The following is a 21743-nucleotide window of genomic DNA, read 5'->3' on the forward strand; positions in this document are numbered from 1 at the left end:
AAAACCCCCAGAAATAATAGCTGAGAGAATTTGAAACGTTGATATCTTAAAGTTTTAAGAACTAGGGTGTACATAAAATTCGGTGCCTAACCCCCAGGACATTAACGATTTAGCTCACCGGGGGTCAGGCACGCTATTCATTTTACCATTAGCTAACACTTTCTCTAATCCAAGTCTGGCAGAAATACTTTCTGCAGTGTATCTTGACCTGGGTAAATCAATGACTATCTCAATTCTATTAGATTTTAGGAATACTTTACCCCATTTATCTGTCTTAGGACCAAAGATGGTTAAGTTTTTACTTTTTATGGAGTAATTATCATCTTTCAGTTTCTCTAGATATGAATTTCCTAAATGATTAATTGCACCTTCAAACTCAATAAATTTTTCCAATTATTCCATCCTCCAAATATTAAAATACTAAATTTATATATAGTATCTTTCTCTAATCCTTTAAGATGTTTAGTCTAGAACTAGTCAAAAGTTTACTTCATATCAAAAATTTACTTTGTTTCATTAATTAAAGTGGGGCAATAAATGAATGTAAGTTCATTGTATTATTACTAAATTTGAAACAATCATTGTTGTCAAAGCTTATCCCCATTCAAAATGCTATGAGTCTTAATTGCTAATTCAATTAATGATTTTGCATGTTTAATATCTTCTCCAACATAACAATACGAAACTCCTCCTGCATGAAGCCTTTGACGGTCGCTGTCATCTAATTTCCAAAGTTTCTCTACTAGTTCAGGTAATGCATCATCAAAATTAACATAATTAAATTCCAAGTATATTCTGCCTGTATTATCAAATGCTATTTTGCCAATCCGTGCATTCCGTTTCATTCCAACTGGAAAATAGGAGTAACCGTCCTTTAATTCATTTTCTTCTATTGACAGGCGGTAGAAAGATGATCTTAGTTCAGTAAGATGAGTTTTAGGTAGTCCGTTACCCTTTTTCTTACATTGGGTGATTAGTGAGTTCATCGAAATTCCTCCGACTTGTTTATTTATTTCCTCCACTTTTCTCTTCTAAATAAATATCTTCTTTAAGCGTTTCATACATAAGTGACAGTATTTATCTTTAATGTAAAGAACATAGCCTAAAAACAGGTCCTACATTTACTCCATTCGTTCCTAGTTACTCTGTTGGCCTCTTGCTCTAATTCTAAATAATTTATAGAACAAACTTTTTCATAGTTCGTCCTTGATCCTTTATGTTTTGTCGTATGCAATGTGTAACAATTAGCATGATGCATTTTATTCATTTCAGCAGTACCAAAATGATTAAAAACATAGCCAGATTTGTTATCAAGTAGCCATTGCTCATAACCATTTTCATCTTTATAAAACGTATATATCATTATGAATCATCCTTCTCTAACTGATTAATAATTCCCATTACAAGCTAATCATATTTCACATAATCCATTTTAAAAGAACAAGCAAATACATACTTCGACATTAATTGTAAAATCCCTCCAATAATTAACTATAATCTGTTAACAAAAAAAGTGGTTACCCTTAATTCGGTAAACCACTCTTCTACATTCGTATTGCACTTTTTCCTTGTACTGTGCAATAAATAAAATGTTAGTTTTTCGTCGTTCTTATTAAACCAAGACAAATAGGTACCCTCCCGGCCGTTCTGGCCGGGAGGGTCCTGTTGTTTATAAAGCATCTTCCAATTCTTTTTCAGTATACCCAAACATGTAATCTTCATCTTTTCCGTGTGAAGCCCGAATCTCTGCAGCTTCGTAAACACTTAAAGATTCATCATTACCATCGTCGTCACCATCTAAATCATATCTACAATTTGTACAGTACATTTCACTATAAACATATTTTTTAGTTAATGACTCTCCACATCGTGGACAAGGTGGAGTCTCACCTGTATATGCATCCTCTTCTTCCCAACTTTTCCTTTTAAAAATATCAAATATTCCCATATTAATTTCCTCCTTGTTATATAACTTAACATTAATTGGCTAACGTTTGTTCTCATTTGCTAAATTATACCATGTTTAATGTCCGAATTTATACACAAATATGAATTATCTCACCGTACAGAAAATCAAGATGTTTGAAATTCAGTGCCTCTGGCACAATCTGTAGTTTGCTAGATTTCTTCGAAAGATTAACGTGTCAAACATGAAAAACGATCACATCAAAAATGTGATCTCGGTTAAATATATATTTAGTGGCTAATATCGTTTTACTGCGCAACAATAGAAAATTAAGTATCTCTTACTCACCTAAAGCTACCCTTATTAAAGAAGTCCAGAAGGCGATTTCATAGGAGTGCAAAATTGGTACTGGGGATTATTCACAAAAACGCAGGAGATTTATCTTTATTTGTTGTATATTTCTATTGGGATGATTTTTTCATATTAACCGCTCATGGTCAAACAAAAGTGAGCACGCATTAGGGATAACTAAAGTTAGTTTATAGGGGGAGGAAATTTGAAGCTAAAACCAAGTGTTTTTATCATTGAATCGTTATATTTTGAACAAGAAGAAGAAGGGATTTTTGAGGGGAAAATACTTACTGAAATGCTTAAGTTATTAGGTGTAGAAGTTGACTACTTCTATATTAGGACTAGGGAAGAATTAAAAATAATGATTAGAAAATTTGAGGAATCTAATTTCAAGTATCTTCACTTATCTTGTCATGGTGATCCGTTTGGAATTGATTTGACCCTAGAAAATAATGAAGTATCTTTTGATGAACTAAATCAAATGTTTGAAAATGAAATGAATAATAGAAGGCTATTTCTTTCATCCTGTAGTGTAATGATGTAAGAACATATTTCTAAAGGGCTTTTTGAAACTAAATTTTTGTCAATTACAGGACCACTAAGTGACATAACATTTACTGAAGCTGCGGTATTTTGGGCTTCTTTTTATCATCTTATGTTTAATTCAAACTCGCAATCGATGATTAATCCTACACTCAAAATATATATTGAAAGATTAGCAAATACTTTTGGAATTGATTTAGCAACGCTAATTTTGTCAAAAGATCATAAAAAATATAATAGGTATCAATTTTATAATGAAACATTGATCGTTTAAAATTTCTACAGCAACCCGCTGGGTGGATATTGACAAGCGTTTAGACAAATTATTTACCTAAACCTTGATTAGAATCCTTTTTTAATATGAGCAGAAGGCCCTTTCGTATTCCTTCTTCATTATTTTAATATCTTATTTTGAAATGAACATATTTCTAAAACGAAAAAAAGAAGGCCAAAGCGAATCACCTCATCCGACGTTTATTATCCTATTTAGTTTTACAATTAAATATAGGCATGAAAAAAAGTTATTACAGCCACAAGAATGTACCACCTCTGCTTTGGTTTTTACCAGAGATTTCCATGAATTCACTACTTGCTGTCAACGCGTTTACCAATAGAAAAATATCAAGGATTGTGGAGTGAAAAAGTCTAATCTTCCTTATTTTCACCGAGGAATTAGGCTTATGATTTCCAGTATCGAATCCGAATATAGATTAACGTTTTCTGTAAAATAGTATCGTTGTACTGTTCAGCAATCAATGTTTAACTTATAAACTTTTTCAGAAAATGGCGATTAATTAATTAAGATTGAAATTCTTCTATCTTACCTAACTTGTGGTATAGTTCACCGTGGTTATTTAAGAGGCAAAAACGGCATTGGTAAATATTACTTTCCGATGCCGTTTTATGGTTTAACCGTCATTAATTTTATTAGAATGTTTCCACACTCAACATGCCTTGAGAGGTCAGGATAGCTATCAAAATCGAATTTTTATGCCCCATTTTTATTGACGGTCGTTTGCGGGAACATATCCAACTCGTGTGTGGGAACAAATCAACATAGAAAGTATTCATCAATTTCATCTTCATTTTTGAGAATACTTTCCTCTGGTACTCCTACTGACTTCGCTAAATTAATAGAAGAAACAAATCTTAGCTGAACATTGATATTGAAGTCAAACGAGTATTGCTGCAATTCCCCGAGTTTATGATATTTATTCAAAAGCTCATCTAGTTTTACTTGGTATTCTTTGTTCAATTTATCAACAAATGCATTAATTTTTTCTTGATAAAGATTAATAACTTCTATTTCGTGTTTGCTTAGGACACCTTTTCCAAGACTTAGTGCTGTGGTTGCAACTATTGAGCCAACCAAAGCACCAACAACTGGAATTGGTATAACTGCTTGTCCTATAGCAGCACCAATAGCAGCCCCTGTTGCATCAATGGCATTTAGTGTTACTAAATCAATAAATCCATCTCTATCAACATCACCTTTTCTATATTTGACAATGGCATTACTTAACCCAAAAGTTCCTGAAGTAATTGCACCAGCACTTGGTGCAGCAAGGTGACAAACGTTGGTTAATCCATATATTGCATATCCAGAAATTCCACCTTTAATAGCACCTTTAGCTGTACTGACTCCACACTCTTTCCAATCTTCAATATCAAAATCCCAGACTTCTTTTCCATCTTTATGCTTTTGATAGACAAAGATCCCTAGATTGAACCCACCTTGTACTGCTGCACCTATTCCAGCAACTTTAGATGCTTCTCCGAAACTTGGTTGTGCTTCTTGTTGGGCGCTTAATCTATCGCTATCCGCTTCTTTTTTAATATCAGATTTTTGTTGAGCAGTTTGCTTATTTATGTCATTTACTTCCCCTGATAACGTTTGGTCAATTGTTCCTTTTTGAACATCTTTATATTCAAGAACTGATGATTCCAACCATTTATCATAAGAAACGCCACGCAGAGCACTCTCATCTTCAATGGCTTTTCTAATATTATTGATTTGGGAGTTAGACAAGAAATTTCCATTAAATTCTACAGATTTTGCTCCGCTCATAATTTTTTCTATGACTTCCACATGGTCTTTTGGAAAAATCATACTCATTTTATCATAATTGGATGCTTGCTTAATCGCTTCTAAGATATTGGCATAAAACTTCATTTGCACTTCTTTGCCTTGAAGTAGAATATCTGCAGGTCCATTATCATTTAATAGGACTACACTTTTCTGTAGTCCTTGATAAACATCTCTTGCATTTCTTATACCCGTTTCAGCAAACTCTGAAATAAAACCATGTACTCCAGTATCTCCACCACGATTAATATTGATAAGATTATCGATTTCTGTTTTCGCCCAATCTAGATTTGATAATGCATTTGCTGATTTAGTAGCTAAGTCTGATAATTTATCTGTTTCACTAGTAAGAATTGATTCTAATGTATTCATCAGATCTGTTAATCGGATATTATTTAAATAATCGACGTATGAAGCAATCCCTTGTTCAACATTATTATCAATAGACTGTTCACTAAGCATCTAATTTTAGCTCCTTATTGATTAGTTGTGACAAAGTTAAAGTTGAATTCACAAGCAATCCAACTTGTAGTTTTTCATCTTTGGAGAATTGACTATAATCACTTCCAATCAAAGCTTTCTCTGCCTTAGATACTCCAGTAATTTGAGTGTTGGTAGTTTCCACCAATGCCTTGACTTCTGAGTTCATATTGTTAAATTTTCTAATTATTTTCTCGAGATTTTCTCTCTCAGCAATTAGCTTATTCGCAGTTTTTTTGTTTTTATGACTGGCAAACAAGCCTGAACCAACCGAACCTGCAAGCATAACACCAGCAATTGTCCAACCTACTGGTCCTGCTAGTGCAAGGAATGCACTACCTGCACTCATTCCACCACCACCAGCTGCTAATGCACCACCACCAAGCCATGCCAATGCAGCATTAGTCGCAGCCGCTCCTGATAAAGTAGAGATAGCAGTACCTGTTGATGCAACACCAAAAGTAGTGGCAATGCCCATTGCTGCTGTTGGACCCATTGTCGCTACAGCAACTCCAAGAGCACTTAAAGTTGCACCCGCTCCAGAACCTCCAGCAGCTGCTTTTGCTTCAACTTCTGCCTTTTTAATTTCTTGTTGTTTTGTCTTAAAATTTTCCACTTCAATTTCAATTTTTTTAAGTGTTACTTTGAATTCCTTTGGAGTGTTTGCTAATTTATTAATTCGTTCTTCTATTAATTTAACAAGTTTTAAAGCTTTTTCACGCACTTTATAAAGAACATTCGTATTTTCACCTAAATCATTGGCGACTTTTTCATAACGTTCAACCGCTGCATTATAATTGTCGATTGCATTTTTTCTTAACTTTGCATTGAACATGTGATTGCCTTCCCTCATAGTTTATTACTGTAGTAGAGTTTTAATCTTCTTTGCTTGAGTCAAGCTTAAGAACCTTATATATACACCAATATGTAGTTGCTCCTTTTATCGGCACAATATCATTCTGCTCAAGATATTCTTTCAATAAGCTAAGCTGTTTACCTTCTGGCACAGTCCGTAGGGTTTTTCTTTTTTATATTATCAAATTTAATTTTTGCAAACTTTCCAACATTCCATGCTCCCCATGAAACCAAGCCAACACCTAAAACTCCAACCCTAAAATTCCAAGACTTTTCTTTTCTTTAGAAGTAAAAGTATATCGTAAGCCTTCTGCTAAATGTGGTCTAGTGTACCCAGACTTTATTAAGTCATTTACATCATCGGATGACAGCAAAACACCTTCGACATATTGATATCCTTTAGAAATAAGTTCTCTACTTTCTGCATCTGATATTAGTTTGCCGTTTTTCAACCAAACCATATTTTTACCTCTTTCCGAGAAGATATTTTAAATTCTGTAAACTTGGTCTATACTTGAAATTTTAACGAAAGGAGTAAGAAAAGTAAATTGTTTACAATTGCCATGATTAATAATATCTAATGTTTTATGTACCAGTTTGCTTCTAAAGAATCTCTATTAAATATCCCAATCGTTGGCATATCCTCTTCAACAAATCACTCTATGTTATTAGGTGATTTATAAACAGTTGAGTATTTTTAGCTAATCCTTGTTCAACTAAACTGCTTCGTTACTTTAAGTGAAACTTTTCACAATCTAAGGTATCTTTATATAAAAATCATACCAGAAAATAGAAGATTTTTGTTCTAATTTTACATAATTATGGAAATCATTGCTGAGCAGTATATGTCTACTAAGTAATACAAGAGTTAATCCGGACCGTTTGCAGAAGACTAATCTTATTGAAAGTCAATCAATTTTTTATAACATTTTGATTCTCAAAACTATGGTTTTATATCTTGTGTCACCAGATAGATTGCAGTGGTAAAAAGTCTGTCATTCGGTGGTATAAACTATTTCAGAGGTGGTACATTTCAATGGCGGAAATCAATGAGCTAATATTTTTGTTGTATTTGCAACATCAGCCAATGAAAAGATCCCTCCTTTACCGTTCCGCTTAAATTTTAATACTAGTATAAAAAAAAGAAGCGTGGTATTTACGCTTCATATAAAAATAGAAGGAGTTTTATATGATGTAAATAATGATATTATTTCATTGATTTATGACAAAGAGATTATTTACGTTTCCTTCAACCAACTCCATCATATTAGCATATGCTAGAATTTTGAAAAAATAAATATGAAGGCGTTTTTTTGGGAGCTATAATGTTATTTTTGTTGTGGTAGTCTTTAATAAGCTGTAAAGGAATAGCACAAGCTGTATCAATTAATTATTGGATTTTCACCATATTCCTTTATTATCTGGCTTTTTTAATATCCCTTTAAAACAACATTCTTATTAAAACAGCCCAAAATAAAACATCTTGTTGAACGATTGGGTACAAGTGTTGTAGAACTAGCTAACATTGTGGCAGCTGTTCTTATTGCTTTAAAGAGATTGTTCCCATGGTTTAATTAGGGGTTCCCCCAACCACAAGAACCGTCCCCTGAATCCCCCAGTGAGATTTTGGCTTATGCCTTAGATACGGTTTGTACCAAGAACTTACGCAAATCCAATATCCGATGAAACAATATCAAGAAAAAACTATTAATGTGTTGTTCCCATCTTATTAATGTTTTTGAAAATATATTAGAGGTGGTACACACGGTATCACCAAATTCACTTTTTCTCACCTCGGACCTTGGCGTTTTTTTCAATTATTATTCTATTAATCTTTTCACTTGCAGCAGGATTTCTAACTAAACAATCGTCATTGTCAAAATAATTTGGTTTCGCAAAAATAAAAACGTAATCTGGATCATCCTCAAAATTACCTGCTGTTCCAACAAACCTAGAAAAGCCTTTAGTTAATGCAAAATCAACAATTTCTATTAGTGTGGACTTATCGTCCAACACATCTAAGCCTGCTGAGTCAACAGTAATATTCATTTCACAACCGTCATCTTCCCATCGAATGATTCTTGAACTCTCCATTTCTACTACCCCCTATTAAATATAATAGTCATAATCAACTATAAGCTGCTTACTTACGAACCTTTATACAATTAAGCAATTCTTTAAGAGTTCCTCTTCTTAACCCATATATTTCCTTAATTGCTAGGCCCATGGCTAGCCATAAAGTTGTTCCATCCGAGTTTCTTTCCATGGGGCCGACGGTCTCTTCGAATAATGGAAATAGTTCTGCCACTTGTTCAAAACGGTGCCAATAATTAAAGTTTTGATAAATTAAGAGTAATTTGACAAAATCTTCAAAGCTCTTCTCCTTGAGTAACTTTATTGTGGAAAGACTAAGATTATCGTTGATGCCATACACACAATCAAAAATCGCAGAAATTGTTCCCTCATCTAAATAAATCAATCCTTTGTCATTTCTTCTTATTAACAACTTATCCACCTCTTTAATTGAGTTATACAGATTTAAAATTACAAATGAAATGATTAGTAGAAGTAGATTAATGTTTTCACACAAGTAAGGGTTGAACCCCTCCAGGCTATGGAAAAAACTTAATCCATAAAAACCATAAATGTATTAAAGCAGTCCAATTGTAATAAAAGAATTGAACAAAATCATTTTTTTAAGCCTTAAATTAAACGGCTTTCTTATCTTGAAGTTGTTTATTGCTTCGTAAAACAGTGATAAAACCTTCTAATATGTCATGGCTTACCGAAAACCCTTTACGCTTATAGAATTCCAAGGCATTTTCATTACCGTTTGAGACGTAGATAAAATAATCTTCTATATCATCAAATTTGTTTAACCACTTCATTGACATGTTGAAAAGTTTAGATCCAATCCCGTACTGTCTGTACCCTTCCTTAATGTAAAATTGGGATAAGCAACCAACGTTTTTTCCTTTAACAGATGAAAGATCAAAAAAAGTGGCAGTATCATTTGAATACACTTCTTTAGGAGAGATATTTGAATACACATAAGCCACTGCTTCTTCATTTTTATCCATATCTTTCACTACCACAATATAATTATGTAATGCGCTTTTAATAGATGGTACCATTCGTGTGTCAAAATTCATGCTGTTAAACAACTCTGGTTTAATTTTAGCTTTTGACTTTTGAAAGGCCATGAGTTCATTGCACAAATCTCGACAACATTCTATTTTTTCTTCCGAAATAACTTCATATTGTAAGTTCATATTTCCACTCCTTATATAGCACTATTCCGAAATCCCATACCAGTTACCTTTATCTAATTATTATAGATACTTCTTTTCATCAATATCAACTTTGGAGTGTGTGTTAAATCCAAAAATCAATCCTGCTTATTCAATTAAAGGGCCCGAATGTTGAATTTCCCATTAAAAGACCCACAAATCACAGCAAAGTGTTTGGGTCTGCCTTTTTTCGACCGATTAACATAGAAATATTTTTAGACCAACTTGAAAGTAGAACAATGCAACTAGCACTTTCATAGTCTTGATTTTCTTATCATTTTTAAAATGTATAAAGCCAAATTCCCCCTTTTCTCTAATCATTTTATTCATTGTCCTAATAGAAAGTTTCTTCATCAAAATAAATCCATCATTTTAAATTACTCCTCATTCATGGTTTTTACTATTATTACAATTTTATATTTCTTACCTATATATGAGGTGTTCCACCTCTTTCATTTTCACCTTTCCCTTTAAAATACCCCGAATAGCAGGAAAACTCTCATTATCCTTCTTCATGTCCCGAAACGAAATCACCTCCTTGCCTCTAGCAAGCTGGAAATCTAGCGAATATTCGTGACAATTCAATGGGGTTTGATGAAAGGTTTTGGTATAGAAATCGATTGCTTCTTGTCCGCTTCTAGCAAAGATAAAGACAAAATCCTTCTGTCTCATCTTCAATGAGTAGATGCCCATTTTATGAATTCCTAAGTAATTATGTTGAATCAATTCCGCTATCTTCTGATGATCTATTTGATTGAGGTCGATTCTTGAAATGTCATCTTTTAATGAAATTTTCTGCTCTTCTAGTAAATAGTAGATGCAATGGGCCAAAGAGGATTCATTATAACGGAAACAATCCTGGTACAATTCTTCCACAATCATCCGGTAACACCTCGGTATAAGATTTTTTATTTTCAATTGGATTCCCTTTGCTCCTCAATCTTTCCAGTATGCTCGTTGTAATTCGCTGGAATGGTTCCAACTGGACCATTTCGATTTTTTGAGACAATGATTTCAAGGGAATGATCCTCAGATTCCTTGTCATAATAGGCTTCGCGATACAAGAACAGAATCACATCGGCATCTTGTTCGACACTGCCTGATTCCCGAATATCAGACATCATCGGCCGCTTATTGGCTCTTGCTTCCACCGATCGATTTAACTGCGCCAAACAAATGACGGGGCAATTAAAATCCTTCGCCATCGCTTTAAGAGATTTAGATATTTCCGTCACTTGTAAGTGGGAATTCCCGCCAAAAAATTGACCAGAATGGATAAGCGTTAGATAATCGATAAATAGAATCGGTTTCTTGTAGGGAAATTGATGCATCATTTTTCGTGTTTTTGCTCTTATTTCGGCAATGGTTTGTCCAGCCCCATCAAAAATTTGCATATGGGTTTCAGTAAGGTCTCCAATGACATCCGACCATTTATTCTTTTGGCTTTGATTGAGCATTCTTTTCGGATCACGCATTTTTGCACGGTTAAAGCCTCCGGTTGAAGCAATTAATCGGGTTGTGATCAGCCTTTCGGGCATTTCTAAGGAAAATACAAGAGGCAAATATCCAGCCCATCCCGACATTTTTGCAAAATGAAGCATCACATCGGTTTTTCCCATCGATGGTCTTGCCGCTAGGATCGTCACTTCCCCGTCCTGAAAGCCTCCCGTTACATCGTCCAGCTTTTTGATGCCCGTTGTGACGGTTTTCAACGTTGGTTGATCTTCCCAGGGTGCCTCATAAATGTTTGACATCGCTTGTTGTAAGGACGTGTGGTCGTCCAATTTCATTTGGTTAATCTTATCCAATTCTGCGATTACTTTCGAAATTTCCCAATCGTTCGTGACTGCAACCGTTAAGATGTTTCTCTTTTCCCGTTCCTTCCACTGATCAAGTATGAGCTTCTCCGTACGGTCAAATTTCTCTATATCCGCATACGATAACAGCTCCGAAAGGTAAGACATTCCACCTACAGAATCCAGGTCAGGTAACGTGGTCAAGGAAATTAAATCAATATTCTTGCCAGCACGGTTAAACTCTACCATTCTCCGCATTAATTCTTTATGCTGTATTCTTTCAAGCTGTTCAGGCTGAATCATCGTATCTTTGAGTAAGTATTCCGCTTTCATCAAGCTTCCTAAAAACACCTTCTCTGCCATACTCATCACTCTTCACCTGCCGTCAGGTCGAGTTCAAATCCTCTTGGAATATCTCTTCCGGTTGGAGATGATTCAGTTGATTTCCTATGATTTGGTGCTGGCTTTTGCTTCTCCTGATCCATTTCAACTTCTTCTACGGTCAGTAAAGATTCATTTTCCCAGTTCTTCAGAATCGCCACAATATAGTTCAACTTCCGCTTGTTATTGGCACACGCAATATTCATTGCTTTTAAAATCATCTCTTTTGGCTGTAAAAAGCTAGAATCATCTAACCACGACAGCAACTGCTCTTTTGCATTCACGTTCGAAAAACCAAATCCATTAGCGTCCCAAAACTCAATAATTTCTTTCACATCTTTTGATTTTTGAATCCTTTGTACGGGATTTTCTATGTCTGGATTATTTTCTAGATTGTGATCGAAAGCTGTTTGTTTTTCTTTTTGCCCAGGTATCGAATGACGATGCAGGAACGTTTCGTCCATTTCTTTATATTCAGTTTTGTATGTATCATTTTCATCTAAATCCCTATCAAAACTATCTTCTTCATACAGGTTCTCTTTAACAGCACGTTCGTTTATCTCCGAAGGTATAGAATCTATTTCTGCTTCGACGTGTTTCCTTTCATTAAGTTCTTCTTCCTTCTTTTGGATATTTGGCGCTAATTCCAGTGCTTCTAACCGTTCATAATCAATGGTGTACCACTTGGTTTGATCCATTTTGCTTTTATTCCAGTTCCCTGAAAGCAATAATCCTTGATCCGCTAGCGAGCGAAATACCCGTTTGATCGTACTGAGTGACCAAAATGAAAATTGTTCCTGCCAATCGTTATAGGTATTGTAAATCCATTTACGCTCCTCAATGATATGGTTGCTTTTATTCACCCAGTAATGTACCTGCTGCAGGACGATTGCTTCATTTAAACCAATCCTATTCGCTAATGATGGGATCACGATCATTGGATTTTCGTACACTAATAAATTACTCATCTCTTTTTTCCTCCCTTTTCGATTGGCCAAACGATAAAACAATTTGCTTCCGTTCTTGTTTCATCGATTGGTTCATTCATCTTTCACTAGCTATATAATGAAAAATGACAAAAAGGGACAGGGGAAAATAATAAAATTTTTATAAATATGGCAATTAGGTGAACAAATGAATGAGGAAGGATTTTGGTTTTTAAGGGGGTTTTAAAAATCTTTTTGATTGGGAAAACAACTGGAACGATCTGTGTTGTTGTCTTTGGATAATCTCTGTAGTAATCTCTGGTATTGCTTGGTTCAGACTTGTTTCTTCCATCATGTCAATCTGAAAGTTTTAATTGGTTCAGGTTGACCTCTGATTTGGTTCAATCTGAAATAAACTTGGATTCATTTTGAGTAGTAGAAAATTCCATTTTAATTTCTAATTTTCTGTAAAAAAAATTAGCTGCCAAATAGGACAACTAATTTTTAAGGGTTTTTATATTGTATTTTATTGACAGGAAATTTCAAACAAAAAACGGACCAATGATTATAGGTAAACACACATTTTTGTTGAACAAGTTAATAGGTGAATAACCAATGAATAGAATGATGTGAAAATAAATTGTAAGGGAGTGCATTTTATGTATCCAAATCATATACATCTGTACTATAACATTCCAAATAGTCAAGATGCTTATCAATCTGCCACTCCAATTCAAGCAGATTACTATTCGACCCTTGATCCAAGACAATTTGGCGGCTTTCAGCCACCGCCTGCTGCTCCGCCACCTGGTCATCATGCCCCAGGAGCCGGACCATCGCCTGGTCATCACGCCCCAGATGAAGGACCACCAACTTCGCCACCGCCATCTGTTGTTCCTCAACAGATGCACCAAGCAGGAGCATATGCAGTAGACCCAGGCAGTATGGTCAGTTGTTTACACAGATACACCTATGTATGGCTAAGAGGTCGTGAGCAATTTTGGTTCTATCCAACATTTATTGGTCGAAACTCTGTTTCAGGGTATCGCTGGACCGGACATAGATGGGTTAATTTCGGTATTAGCCTAAGACAAATTCAATCGTTTACTTGCGTTTAATCAGTTACTATAAATCCAGCTGCCATCATGGCAGCTGGATACATTATTTTATGGATTTTTCAGACCATGCTAGTTACCTTATTTTGATCAAATTATTTAAATCCATTTATAATGTAGGTGGCAAAACCTTATATCCTTTAGATTTAATAGCTCCTATCATTACTCCACCCGTTAGTGAAACAAGGTTAGCACTTACAGATCATCAAATGGTTCCCATCAGGGTCTTTGAAATTAAACCAATGGTTATGTTCAATTTCTGTTGTTAATTCGACATTCTTACCTCTCATATACTCATATGCTAGTTCTATATTGTTAGTATTCAAATGAAAAGATGGAGTATTAAAAATATTATCCTCTGAGTAAATCTTGCTATCTAATACAATTCCTGTACCTTTCATAGGAACAATATACAAATGACCATATAAAATCTCACCATCTGCTGGTAACCCTAATATGTCACAATACCAATTACGTGCTTCTTCAATATTACTTACAGGAATAAAAACTGTACCGATTTGATTTAATATAGGGCTCATTAACTACCTCCAAAATGAATTTCAAATATATATGATTAATTCGGTACAAGATATATATTCCCTTCTTGATGACTAAAACTACACCGATAGCACAACAAGAAAAGGATCTACGCAGCCATCCCTATTATTTTACTCAAGCACCCGTTAGTTTAAGTGCAATCCTTCACATTCTAATTTCTTATTAAATAAGTAAAAGCCAAAATTCTTAAACCATCAATCTGTTTCTGTCATTCTAAATTATAAGGGAGACATAGGTGATAACTATGGATTCCTCTTAAACAATATCCCCACTTGTTCCACCATCACACGAGATGCAACTATGATTCCATTCTTAGGCTACCATCCAACTAACCATTTGAAAGCTGACTGAAAAATTGAACAAAAAATTTTTATAAAGGACATACTGTCAGTGACATATTACTGTTGTTAACAGTATACTGTTATTAACAGTAAAGTATTTCCAAAAAAATTTTACATTTAAATTAGGAGGTTATATATTTCATGAAACATACAGGGAGACATACAGGTGCATTTCTTCTGCTGTTTTTAACAGAGGGAGATAGCTATGGAGGGCAACTCCTGCAGAAATGTGAAGAAGAGCTTCCCATCAACCCAATCGATAGTGCCATTCTTTATCGCACATTAAAAACATTAGAGAAAGAAGGTGCTGTTGAGTCTTATTTGGACACATCTAATCAAGATAAGCTGATAAAAATGTACAAAATTACTACAGTTGGAAAAAGAAAATTAGAAGATTTTCAAATAGATATAGAAGAAAAAATGAAGAACTTATCATTTTTCTTAAATAAATACAAAGAATGGAATGAGTCTAATCATGATTAATGGTGCTATCCTTTACGCTATGACGATCATTCTTCTCAGTATTTCTTTTATAAAAGATCGAAATAAAACAAGAGATGCCCTATTAAAGTCATGGAAAAGCTTTCGTCATATTATACCTGACATGTTATCAATTATGCTTTTAGTTGGACTATCACTATCTATATTAACTCCATCCTTAATTTCTTCAATCATTGGAGAAAAATCCGGATTGACAGGTATTGTTTATTCAGCATTAATTGGTTCTATTGCACTAGTTCCAAGCTTTGTTGTATTTCCTCTTGGACACACATTAGTCCAAAATGGTGCAGGACTCCCTCAAGTAGCTGTATTAATGTCTACATTAATGTCCGTAGGTATCACAACTTTACCTATGGAACAAAAGATATTTGGGCGAAGTTTTGCCTATTCTCGCAACTTATCTGCAGTGGTAATGTCTCTAATATTTTCATATATTATTTGGGTGGTGATGGGATGAGTGAATTAAAAAGGTATCGTTTCTTTTTCATTTTATTATTTGGGCTTATTATCCTTACCTTTATAAACCAGTCGGTGGGATGGAACGCATTTCAATTAACAGGAAAAAGCATTTTAGATATGCTGTTTCTACTCCCTCCTGTCTTAATTTTCGTAGGTTTGCTTGACAAATGGGTGGAGAAAGAAACATTAATAAGATATATGGGAGAAAAATCCGGCATCAATGGCATTTTGTTCTCTCTATTATTAGGAGTAATTGCAGCTGGTCCCCTCTACGTAGCTTTTCCAATTGCGGCATTATTATTAAAAAAAGGAGCAAGCATACGCTATATTGTATTTTTTTTAGGAGTTTGGACAACTGCAAAATTACCGGTTATTGTATATGAATTTGCTTCATTTGGAGTTAAATTTACACTCATTCACATTTGTTTTGGTTTGTTATTTTTCTATTCAATGGGTATTATTTTTGAGAAATTTTATAAGCATCGACAATTGTTAAATTATGATATAACTAAAGACGTTTAGATTTAGATCGTTAAACCTTTAACCACTCCATCCCAGATTACTTTGTAACTGAACCTCAACGGACTATACTGAGTACAGCAAAAGATTAGAGGATACAGTTTGCACTGCATCCTCTTATTAATTCCCTTCTTCTACTAGCCGCCCTAACCAAAAACGGCTGCCAATTTGACAGCCGACATCTTTAACAATCGCACCTGTTAGTAGAAGATTAATTGTTTATAATAGGACTGTTTGTAATTGATTTTCCAAGAATCTTTTCTAAATCTTTTTCAAATTTTGTATCTGACCCAATATAACTAACAATGATTTTCTGTTTTTGGTAAAAATGAGGAAAATCTGTCCACTCCAATATGTGACCTCCGATAATTTCACCATCTTCAGATATTGTTTTTGATTCCTTTTTAGCTTCTATTTCATTTGGAAATTCATAAATAGCTAATGGTTTACCATCAACTTTGTAGTAAGTGGGATATACTGAGAAAATAATGTCTTTTTCAACTCCCATTTTAATAAATGTATGCCCTTCCTCTTGTAGCTTCTTTATCAAATTTTCAGATTGGCTAGATTTTTTATCAATTGCACCTGTGCAACCTAATAAAATTAAGACGATTAAAATAAAAAAAGGGAATTTTTTCATAGTACAACCCTCCCATATTAAAAATAGTTTTTTCTAGGAGGATTATTACATTTTTTAACTAAACTCCGTTAGCTGAAAAAGGGCATTTCTCCATCTTTAAGAAATGCCCCCGTTTGTTGAAGAAGGAATCATTATAAATTCTTCTTCATAACAATTCTATTCTTATTTATTTCATAGTCATTTTTTAGATAAAACGATTCCGCAAGCCCTCCATATGCGGTCAATAAATAAAGACTTTGAATCCCTCTTTTCTTTAATTCATCTTCTAAACAAAGAAGCAGTTTTGAACCATAACCTTTGCCTTGGATTTTATTATTTATACAGAGTTCAGCCAAATAAAAAGTTAATCCTGTATACGCTTTTTTACTATTTCCTGCTATAAATCCAATTAAATTGCCATTATCGTATAATAAAAATCCAAGGAATTTAGGAGTATGTAGTAAATCAGTAAGTCTTTCTTTAGTAGTTAGGTATGTCCAATTTTCATTCCAAGGCTCACTATTAAAAACGTTAATATAGAGTTCGATACACTGTTCAATTTTATCAATTGTTATTGGGACTATTGTTTCTGACACTTTAAACTCTCCTATCTACAAGTTTGTAATTATCTAAACAGATTGACCTTCTTTCTTCAACTAACCTGCCCCGTTAAAAAGATATTTGTTTTGAGCGTATGTGAAAAATAGATTATTTTCCTTAAAAAGGGCACTTTAAAACTACATGATACATGGAGGTTAATTTCTTATGAATTCTGAACATAATATTCGTCTTACTTCTGCTGAAATTGCTCAGCTTTGGACTGGATACATGAATAATAGTATGTCTAAGTGTGTATTGAAGTATTTTAGAGAAAAGACTCAAGATGAAGAAATTCGAACAGTTATAAATTTGGCAATTTCAATAGCAGAAAAGATGTTACAAAACATTACAGAAATTTATGTTAAAGAAAATCATCCCATTCCCGTTGCTTTTAATGAAAGTGAGGATGTTAATATAAATGCACCTGCATTATATTCTGATACCTTCTTTTTGAATTTTGTTCACAATATGTCAAGACATGGCTTAACTGCATATGGTGCAGCTTTATCTGGTTGTGTACGCTCCGATGTATTAGAACTTTTTTCAAGTGCCGTAGACCTCACTAGGGAATTATACTTTAAATCCTTAAACGTCTCATTAGAAAAAGGATTATATTCTAGGGCGGCTTATATCCCAATCCCAGAAAAAGTTGAATTTATTGAGAAACAAGGATATTTAACTGGTTGGTTTGGAGAACGTCGCCCAATCAATACTCTAGAAATCATGCACTTTTATGAAAATATGCAAAGAAATGCTGTTGGTAAAGCGTTACTATTGGGCTTTGCTGAAGTTGCTGGATCAAAAGAAGTTCAAAATTATATGGTTAGAGGAGCAAATATCGCTAATAAAGTAGTGGATATTATGGCACATATTTTAGCAGAAGAAAATATATCTGAATCCCCTACATATGATTCAGAAGTTCTTAAATCTACGACTCCACCATTTTCAGAAAAGTTAATGATGTTCCAAGTAACCATGCTTACAGGAATGTCACTTGGCTATTATGGAACAGCAGTAGGTACGGTTGCTAGACGTGACTTGGGTGCAAAATTTTTACGGATATTTCTTGAAGCAGTTCAATTTGCAGAAGATGGAGCGAACATTATGATTGAACATGGTTGGATGGAAAAACCCCCTGCATCCATTGATGAAATTGAACTAGCTAAAACCAAAAGGAAATAATGTATGATAAGAAAAATAAAATACATATGTTGAATCACTATATATTCCCAAATAGAGATAATAAGTTAAGAAAAATTAAAAATTGGGGTCAGTCCCCCGGTGAGGTAACGTTTTACTCCACCAGGGGACTGATCCCTCGAATACACCAGACCTTGCACGGAGGTCTCAAGCAGTTTTGAAGTTAGCGGGAAGGTATCTCTTTTTGTTCCATCTAGTTTTATATAATAGCTTAATGTCTTGATTTCTAACTAATCAGTAAGCTAGGGACTTCCATTCATTGTAAAGAGACCAACTAAAAATTTCTACATACTCTAAAAATTCATCTAAAAAACCAATCTTTCTTAAATCCTTTAGCAATCTTACGGGGGCATTCGTTTTCCTACTAAATGCTCTTTTGTGGTCAATTACTTTTATTTCCCCTAATTCATTGATGAAAATATGACGAATCTGGGTGTCAAGTCTAGTAAAACCAATTCTCTTGAATTCATCCAGCATAAATAAAAGTTTTTGGGCGGTTGATTCAGATAGCTCTTTTTCATTTTTTAGATAATGTCTGAGAGATGGTCCGTTAATAAACTCTATCACAATATAGTTTCTACCATACTCATAGAGCGTCGGAATAACGGAAGACGATTTTCCTGCCTGATAGGCTAATAATTCATTTCGAAATGTTTCTTCCTTCTCAAAGATTTTGATACATTTCTCAGGTGATATTTGAAAAATAGACCCGTCACTCCCCTTCCCGATTTTTTTATATCCGACTAAATCCTCAATAGAAACCCACCCGTTATTTCTAGACACAATATCCTTAAAATTATTCAAATTTTATCCTCTCCAGTTACAAGTATCTTCACCTATCCTTACATCCAGCATCTTCAATTACCATTATGACGAATCCACACGTTTTCATTGAAACTCCTTTAAAGTACTATTTAGGCAATTAAATTAATCCTAGTTCTTCTCCCCAAACCACTACTTTCTCAAGATATCTTTTTAAAAGCGCACTCTTTTGTCCGTTTAGTGCTCTTTGCAAATGTTTTGCCAGTTTTTTTTCTAACGTTCTTTGCAAATAAGCCTTTTTTAACAGGTTTAATGGATCTTCCTTAAAGGTGATTCCATACTTTTTCATTTCCTCAGCATATAAATGGACGCATCGAGTTCGGATTTGTTCTTCATTCTTTTGCCAATCCCAGCGAAAATCAATTAATAATTCAACAAGAATCACTAGATCATACCAACATGACCCGTATTTTACTGACTCCCAATCTATTAATTGAATATCCCATTCTCCGTCATCACTCGCATTTTTGCAGCAAATATTATGGACATGGAGATCACCATGAATAAGACACTGTCCAGCTTCGATTAATTCCGGGAAGAATAAAGGACCCTTTTTCAGGATTTTTCGGATAGCTTTATATTTAGGTTCCACCAATTCTTTTAAATTGGGGTCTTTCATTGCTTCATCTAGGTACTGTCTTGTTTTCTCCATATATTCCATTCCCTTTTTTCTTACCTCTGGTGAATCAAATTGGGGCAGAGAGGTATCAAAAAGGTATGCATGCTGTGAAAATCGATTTCCAAAGGATTGGGCATGAAATTTTGCGATAGTTGGAATAATTCGTTCCAAATGTTGTGGAACAAGTTTTATTTGTCCCCTTAGCGGTTTTACATATTCTGTAACCATCCAAATTTCTTGCGTATCTTCATTTGGTTCAAGCCAATACAATTTCGGCATATATTCATGGTAAACAGAATAAGCCCTCGCATACATATTAATCTCTAGCATTTGATTTTCTTTTAACGGCACTTTGAAAATTTTTAGAACAATTGGAAAGTACTCTGATCCATCTGTCATGACTAGCTTCCAAATACTTGTCTTCTCCCGTGAATTTTTTAGGACTTCAATTTGATCCCCTATTAAATGGACAGATTCACCAAATGCTTTTGATAATTTTTTATCCCAATTTAAATGTTGCCAATGGCTAACAATTTCTTCTAATTTGTTCAATGGAAAGATTCCCCCTATAACGATTAGAATTTTATCGTCTTCCCCATAGGTTTCGAATATGAGAAATAAAACTACGAATAAAAGGAAGAGGGTCATATAAGGAAAAAAGAGCCTCTACCTTTTTTCCGGACAGACTTTGCATCCATTCAAAAAATGTTATCTTCCCACTTCTTTTTTCTTGACGGAAGGATAAAAAGTCACGGACGAAATAAACCCACTTAATCCCTTCTTTTTGTTTTAAAACAGGAGAAGGGTTTTGGCCGGTAAGCGATAAATAGTACAAGTGGGCCAAATTAACACCTACAGAACTCGATAATGCTTGGGTTAGACCAATTCTTGGATTAATTTCGATAAATTTTAATTGGCCATCTCTGTGATCTCTTTTAAATTCCGCAATCGCTAAACCTTTAAACTGTATTTTTTGGAGAAAAGGTATAGCTGTCTGAATGACTTCTTCGTTTCGTTTACTTAGAACAAGAGCGGAGGATCCATAGTGTGGAGGAAATTGGTGTAATTTTTGATTCATCCATAATCCAATTAAGTTCATCTGATCATCAAAAAACGTTTTAATAGAATAGATGCTATCGTCCTCTCCAGGAATGATTTCCTGAATCATTAACTCTCCAAAGGAACGGTAAAAATGATACTCCTCCCATAATTGGGAGGCATGTTCGACAACTATCGCTTTTTTATATAATCGGTTATCAATTTTTGAACGAAAGTGGGAAGAATGAACGGGCTTTAATATACAAGGGAAAGTAATTTGGTCGATGATTTGCTTAAGTTGCTTTTCATCCTGTATAGAGAAGGTTTTAGGACAGGGAAGGTTTGATTGGACGGCTAGTTCATATGTTAATCGTTTATCTAGGACTGCTTCAACTAGTGAATGTTCTGGCAGCAGAAATTTATAGTTTTGTGCTAAGACGTATCTATTTTTAGAAATAAAATAGACAAAATCGTCGGATCCAGCATACAAGAGCGCTTTTTTGCCCAGATTTCGTGACAAATTCGCTAAAAATTTTAGCAGATCATCTTCCTCCGAAACAGGACTTGGACATATACCACAGCTGGCATATCGAGTTTTACCAATTTTATATTTTCCCTCCGTATCATACGCATAAACCCGAATTCCTTGTTTTGCAAGGCTCCGAACGATACCAATACCCGTTGCACTCAAATCTAATACAACAGCAGGAATGTCATTTCGCATGGATTCTTCTCCTT

At 34.3% G+C, this 21743-nt stretch carries 24 protein-coding genes; 5 read left to right on the forward strand and 19 right to left on the reverse strand.

Features of this window, described 5'->3' with window-relative positions; all coding sequences use genetic code 11:
- Window positions 1-114 precede the first annotated feature (114 nt).
- From ACFQZ9_RS02080 to ACFQZ9_RS02090, 3 genes are all read right to left on the reverse strand, one after another.
- Window positions 115-393, reverse strand: coding sequence for a hypothetical protein (locus ACFQZ9_RS02080; RefSeq protein WP_498942100.1), 279 nt, complete (start codon window positions 391-393; stop codon window positions 115-117).
- Between the two features lie 194 nt (window positions 394-587).
- Window positions 588-986, reverse strand: coding sequence for a hypothetical protein (locus ACFQZ9_RS02085; protein ID WP_498942101.1), 399 nt, complete (start codon window positions 984-986; stop codon window positions 588-590).
- A 683-nt stretch (window positions 987-1669) separates the two neighbouring features.
- Entirely contained in the window at window positions 1670-1948 is a 279-nt protein-coding gene (locus ACFQZ9_RS02090; protein WP_498942102.1) for a hypothetical protein, read from the reverse strand.
- Between the two features lie 514 nt (window positions 1949-2462).
- On the opposite strand from ACFQZ9_RS02090, the gene ACFQZ9_RS02095 reads away from it, so the two are divergent.
- Window positions 2463-2801, forward strand: coding sequence for a hypothetical protein (locus ACFQZ9_RS02095; protein ID WP_498942103.1), 339 nt, complete (start codon window positions 2463-2465; stop codon window positions 2799-2801).
- A 1050-nt stretch (window positions 2802-3851) separates the two neighbouring features.
- On the opposite strand, the gene ACFQZ9_RS02100 is transcribed toward ACFQZ9_RS02095, so the two are convergent.
- From ACFQZ9_RS02100 to ACFQZ9_RS02150, 11 genes are all read right to left on the reverse strand, one after another.
- Window positions 3852-5348 (reverse strand): hypothetical protein, encoded by a 1497-nt coding sequence (locus tag ACFQZ9_RS02100; RefSeq protein ID WP_498942104.1) that lies wholly within the window; start codon window positions 5346-5348, stop codon window positions 3852-3854.
- Window positions 5341-6201: a hypothetical protein gene (locus ACFQZ9_RS02105; protein ID WP_498942105.1), complete on the reverse strand. Its 861-nt coding sequence runs from the start codon at window positions 6199-6201 to the stop codon at window positions 5341-5343. The genes ACFQZ9_RS02100 and ACFQZ9_RS02105 overlap by 8 nt, the downstream gene beginning before the upstream one ends.
- Window positions 6202-6463: 262 nt before the next feature.
- Window positions 6464-6682 carry a hypothetical protein gene (locus tag ACFQZ9_RS02110; protein ID WP_498942106.1) on the reverse strand — a complete coding sequence of 73 codons (219 nt, stop codon included), beginning with the start codon at window positions 6680-6682 and terminating at the stop codon, window positions 6464-6466.
- A 1318-nt stretch (window positions 6683-8000) separates the two neighbouring features.
- The gene (locus ACFQZ9_RS02115; RefSeq protein WP_498942107.1) at window positions 8001-8315 is read right to left on the reverse strand and encodes a hypothetical protein; all 315 of its coding nucleotides are present in this window, start codon (window positions 8313-8315) and stop codon (window positions 8001-8003) included.
- Between the two features lie 49 nt (window positions 8316-8364).
- The gene (locus ACFQZ9_RS02120; protein WP_498942108.1) at window positions 8365-8727 is read right to left on the reverse strand and encodes a hypothetical protein; all 363 of its coding nucleotides are present in this window, start codon (window positions 8725-8727) and stop codon (window positions 8365-8367) included.
- A gap of 202 nt (window positions 8728-8929) precedes the next feature.
- On the reverse strand, window positions 8930-9493 hold the full coding sequence (locus tag ACFQZ9_RS02125) for a GNAT family N-acetyltransferase (RefSeq protein WP_498942109.1): 564 nt from the start codon (window positions 9491-9493) through the stop codon (window positions 8930-8932).
- 441 nt (window positions 9494-9934) lie between these two features.
- Window positions 9935-10393: a hypothetical protein gene (locus ACFQZ9_RS02130; RefSeq protein WP_498942110.1), complete on the reverse strand. Its 459-nt coding sequence runs from the start codon at window positions 10391-10393 to the stop codon at window positions 9935-9937.
- 32 nt (window positions 10394-10425) lie between these two features.
- A complete protein-coding gene (locus ACFQZ9_RS02135; protein WP_498942111.1) occupies window positions 10426-11670 on the reverse strand; it encodes a replicative DNA helicase in 1245 nt (414 codons plus the stop codon).
- 5 nt (window positions 11671-11675) lie between these two features.
- Window positions 11676-12656 (reverse strand): DnaD domain protein, encoded by a 981-nt coding sequence (locus ACFQZ9_RS02140; RefSeq protein ID WP_498942112.1) that lies wholly within the window; start codon window positions 12654-12656, stop codon window positions 11676-11678.
- 615 nt (window positions 12657-13271) lie between these two features.
- Entirely contained in the window at window positions 13272-13538 is a 267-nt protein-coding gene (locus tag ACFQZ9_RS02145; protein WP_498942113.1) for a hypothetical protein, read from the reverse strand.
- Between the two features lie 379 nt (window positions 13539-13917).
- On the reverse strand, window positions 13918-14268 hold the full coding sequence (locus ACFQZ9_RS02150) for a VOC family protein (RefSeq protein ID WP_498942114.1): 351 nt from the start codon (window positions 14266-14268) through the stop codon (window positions 13918-13920).
- A 501-nt stretch (window positions 14269-14769) separates the two neighbouring features.
- Here ACFQZ9_RS02150 and ACFQZ9_RS02155 point away from each other — a divergent pair.
- From ACFQZ9_RS02155 to ACFQZ9_RS02165, 3 genes are read left to right on the forward strand one after another with little or no spacing between them, the layout of a single operon-like run.
- Window positions 14770-15111, forward strand: a complete 342-nt coding sequence (locus tag ACFQZ9_RS02155) for a PadR family transcriptional regulator (RefSeq protein ID WP_498942115.1) — start codon at window positions 14770-14772, stop codon at window positions 15109-15111.
- Entirely contained in the window at window positions 15104-15586 is a 483-nt protein-coding gene (locus tag ACFQZ9_RS02160; protein ID WP_498942116.1) for a hypothetical protein, read from the forward strand. The genes ACFQZ9_RS02155 and ACFQZ9_RS02160 overlap by 8 nt, the downstream gene beginning before the upstream one ends.
- The gene (locus ACFQZ9_RS02165; RefSeq protein ID WP_498942117.1) at window positions 15583-16110 is read left to right on the forward strand and encodes a permease; all 528 of its coding nucleotides are present in this window, start codon (window positions 15583-15585) and stop codon (window positions 16108-16110) included. The genes ACFQZ9_RS02160 and ACFQZ9_RS02165 overlap by 4 nt, the downstream gene beginning before the upstream one ends.
- A gap of 208 nt (window positions 16111-16318) precedes the next feature.
- On the opposite strand, the gene ACFQZ9_RS02170 is transcribed toward ACFQZ9_RS02165, so the two are convergent.
- Both ACFQZ9_RS02170 and ACFQZ9_RS02175 read right to left on the reverse strand, forming a co-directional pair.
- On the reverse strand, window positions 16319-16747 hold the full coding sequence (locus ACFQZ9_RS02170; RefSeq protein WP_498942118.1) for a hypothetical protein: 429 nt from the start codon (window positions 16745-16747) through the stop codon (window positions 16319-16321).
- A gap of 131 nt (window positions 16748-16878) precedes the next feature.
- Entirely contained in the window at window positions 16879-17322 is a 444-nt protein-coding gene (locus ACFQZ9_RS02175; RefSeq protein ID WP_498942119.1) for a GNAT family N-acetyltransferase, read from the reverse strand.
- A 169-nt stretch (window positions 17323-17491) separates the two neighbouring features.
- On the opposite strand from ACFQZ9_RS02175, the gene ACFQZ9_RS02180 reads away from it, so the two are divergent.
- Complete coding sequence (locus ACFQZ9_RS02180) at window positions 17492-18508, forward strand: DUF3231 family protein (protein ID WP_498942120.1); 1017 nt, start codon at window positions 17492-17494, stop codon at window positions 18506-18508.
- A gap of 252 nt (window positions 18509-18760) precedes the next feature.
- Here the strand turns inward: ACFQZ9_RS02180 and ACFQZ9_RS02185 are convergent, their stop codons facing one another.
- The 3 genes from ACFQZ9_RS02185 to ACFQZ9_RS02195 all read right to left on the reverse strand — a co-directional run bounded on the left by ACFQZ9_RS02185 (window position 18761) and on the right by ACFQZ9_RS02195 (window position 21729).
- Complete coding sequence (locus ACFQZ9_RS02185) at window positions 18761-19330, reverse strand: kinase (protein WP_498942121.1); 570 nt, start codon at window positions 19328-19330, stop codon at window positions 18761-18763.
- 118 nt (window positions 19331-19448) lie between these two features.
- Window positions 19449-20519 carry an aminoglycoside phosphotransferase family protein gene (locus ACFQZ9_RS02190; RefSeq protein WP_498942122.1) on the reverse strand — a complete coding sequence of 357 codons (1071 nt, stop codon included), beginning with the start codon at window positions 20517-20519 and terminating at the stop codon, window positions 19449-19451.
- Between the two features lie 31 nt (window positions 20520-20550).
- Complete coding sequence (locus ACFQZ9_RS02195; RefSeq protein ID WP_498942123.1) at window positions 20551-21729, reverse strand: carboxylate--amine ligase; 1179 nt, start codon at window positions 21727-21729, stop codon at window positions 20551-20553.
- Between the last annotated feature and the right edge of the window lie 14 nt (window positions 21730-21743).

The sequence above is a fragment of the Neobacillus sp. GCM10027624 genome (assembly GCF_042675345.1).
Taxonomy (GTDB): Bacteria; Bacillota; Bacilli; order Bacillales; family Cytobacillaceae; genus Neobacillus; species Neobacillus cucumis_D.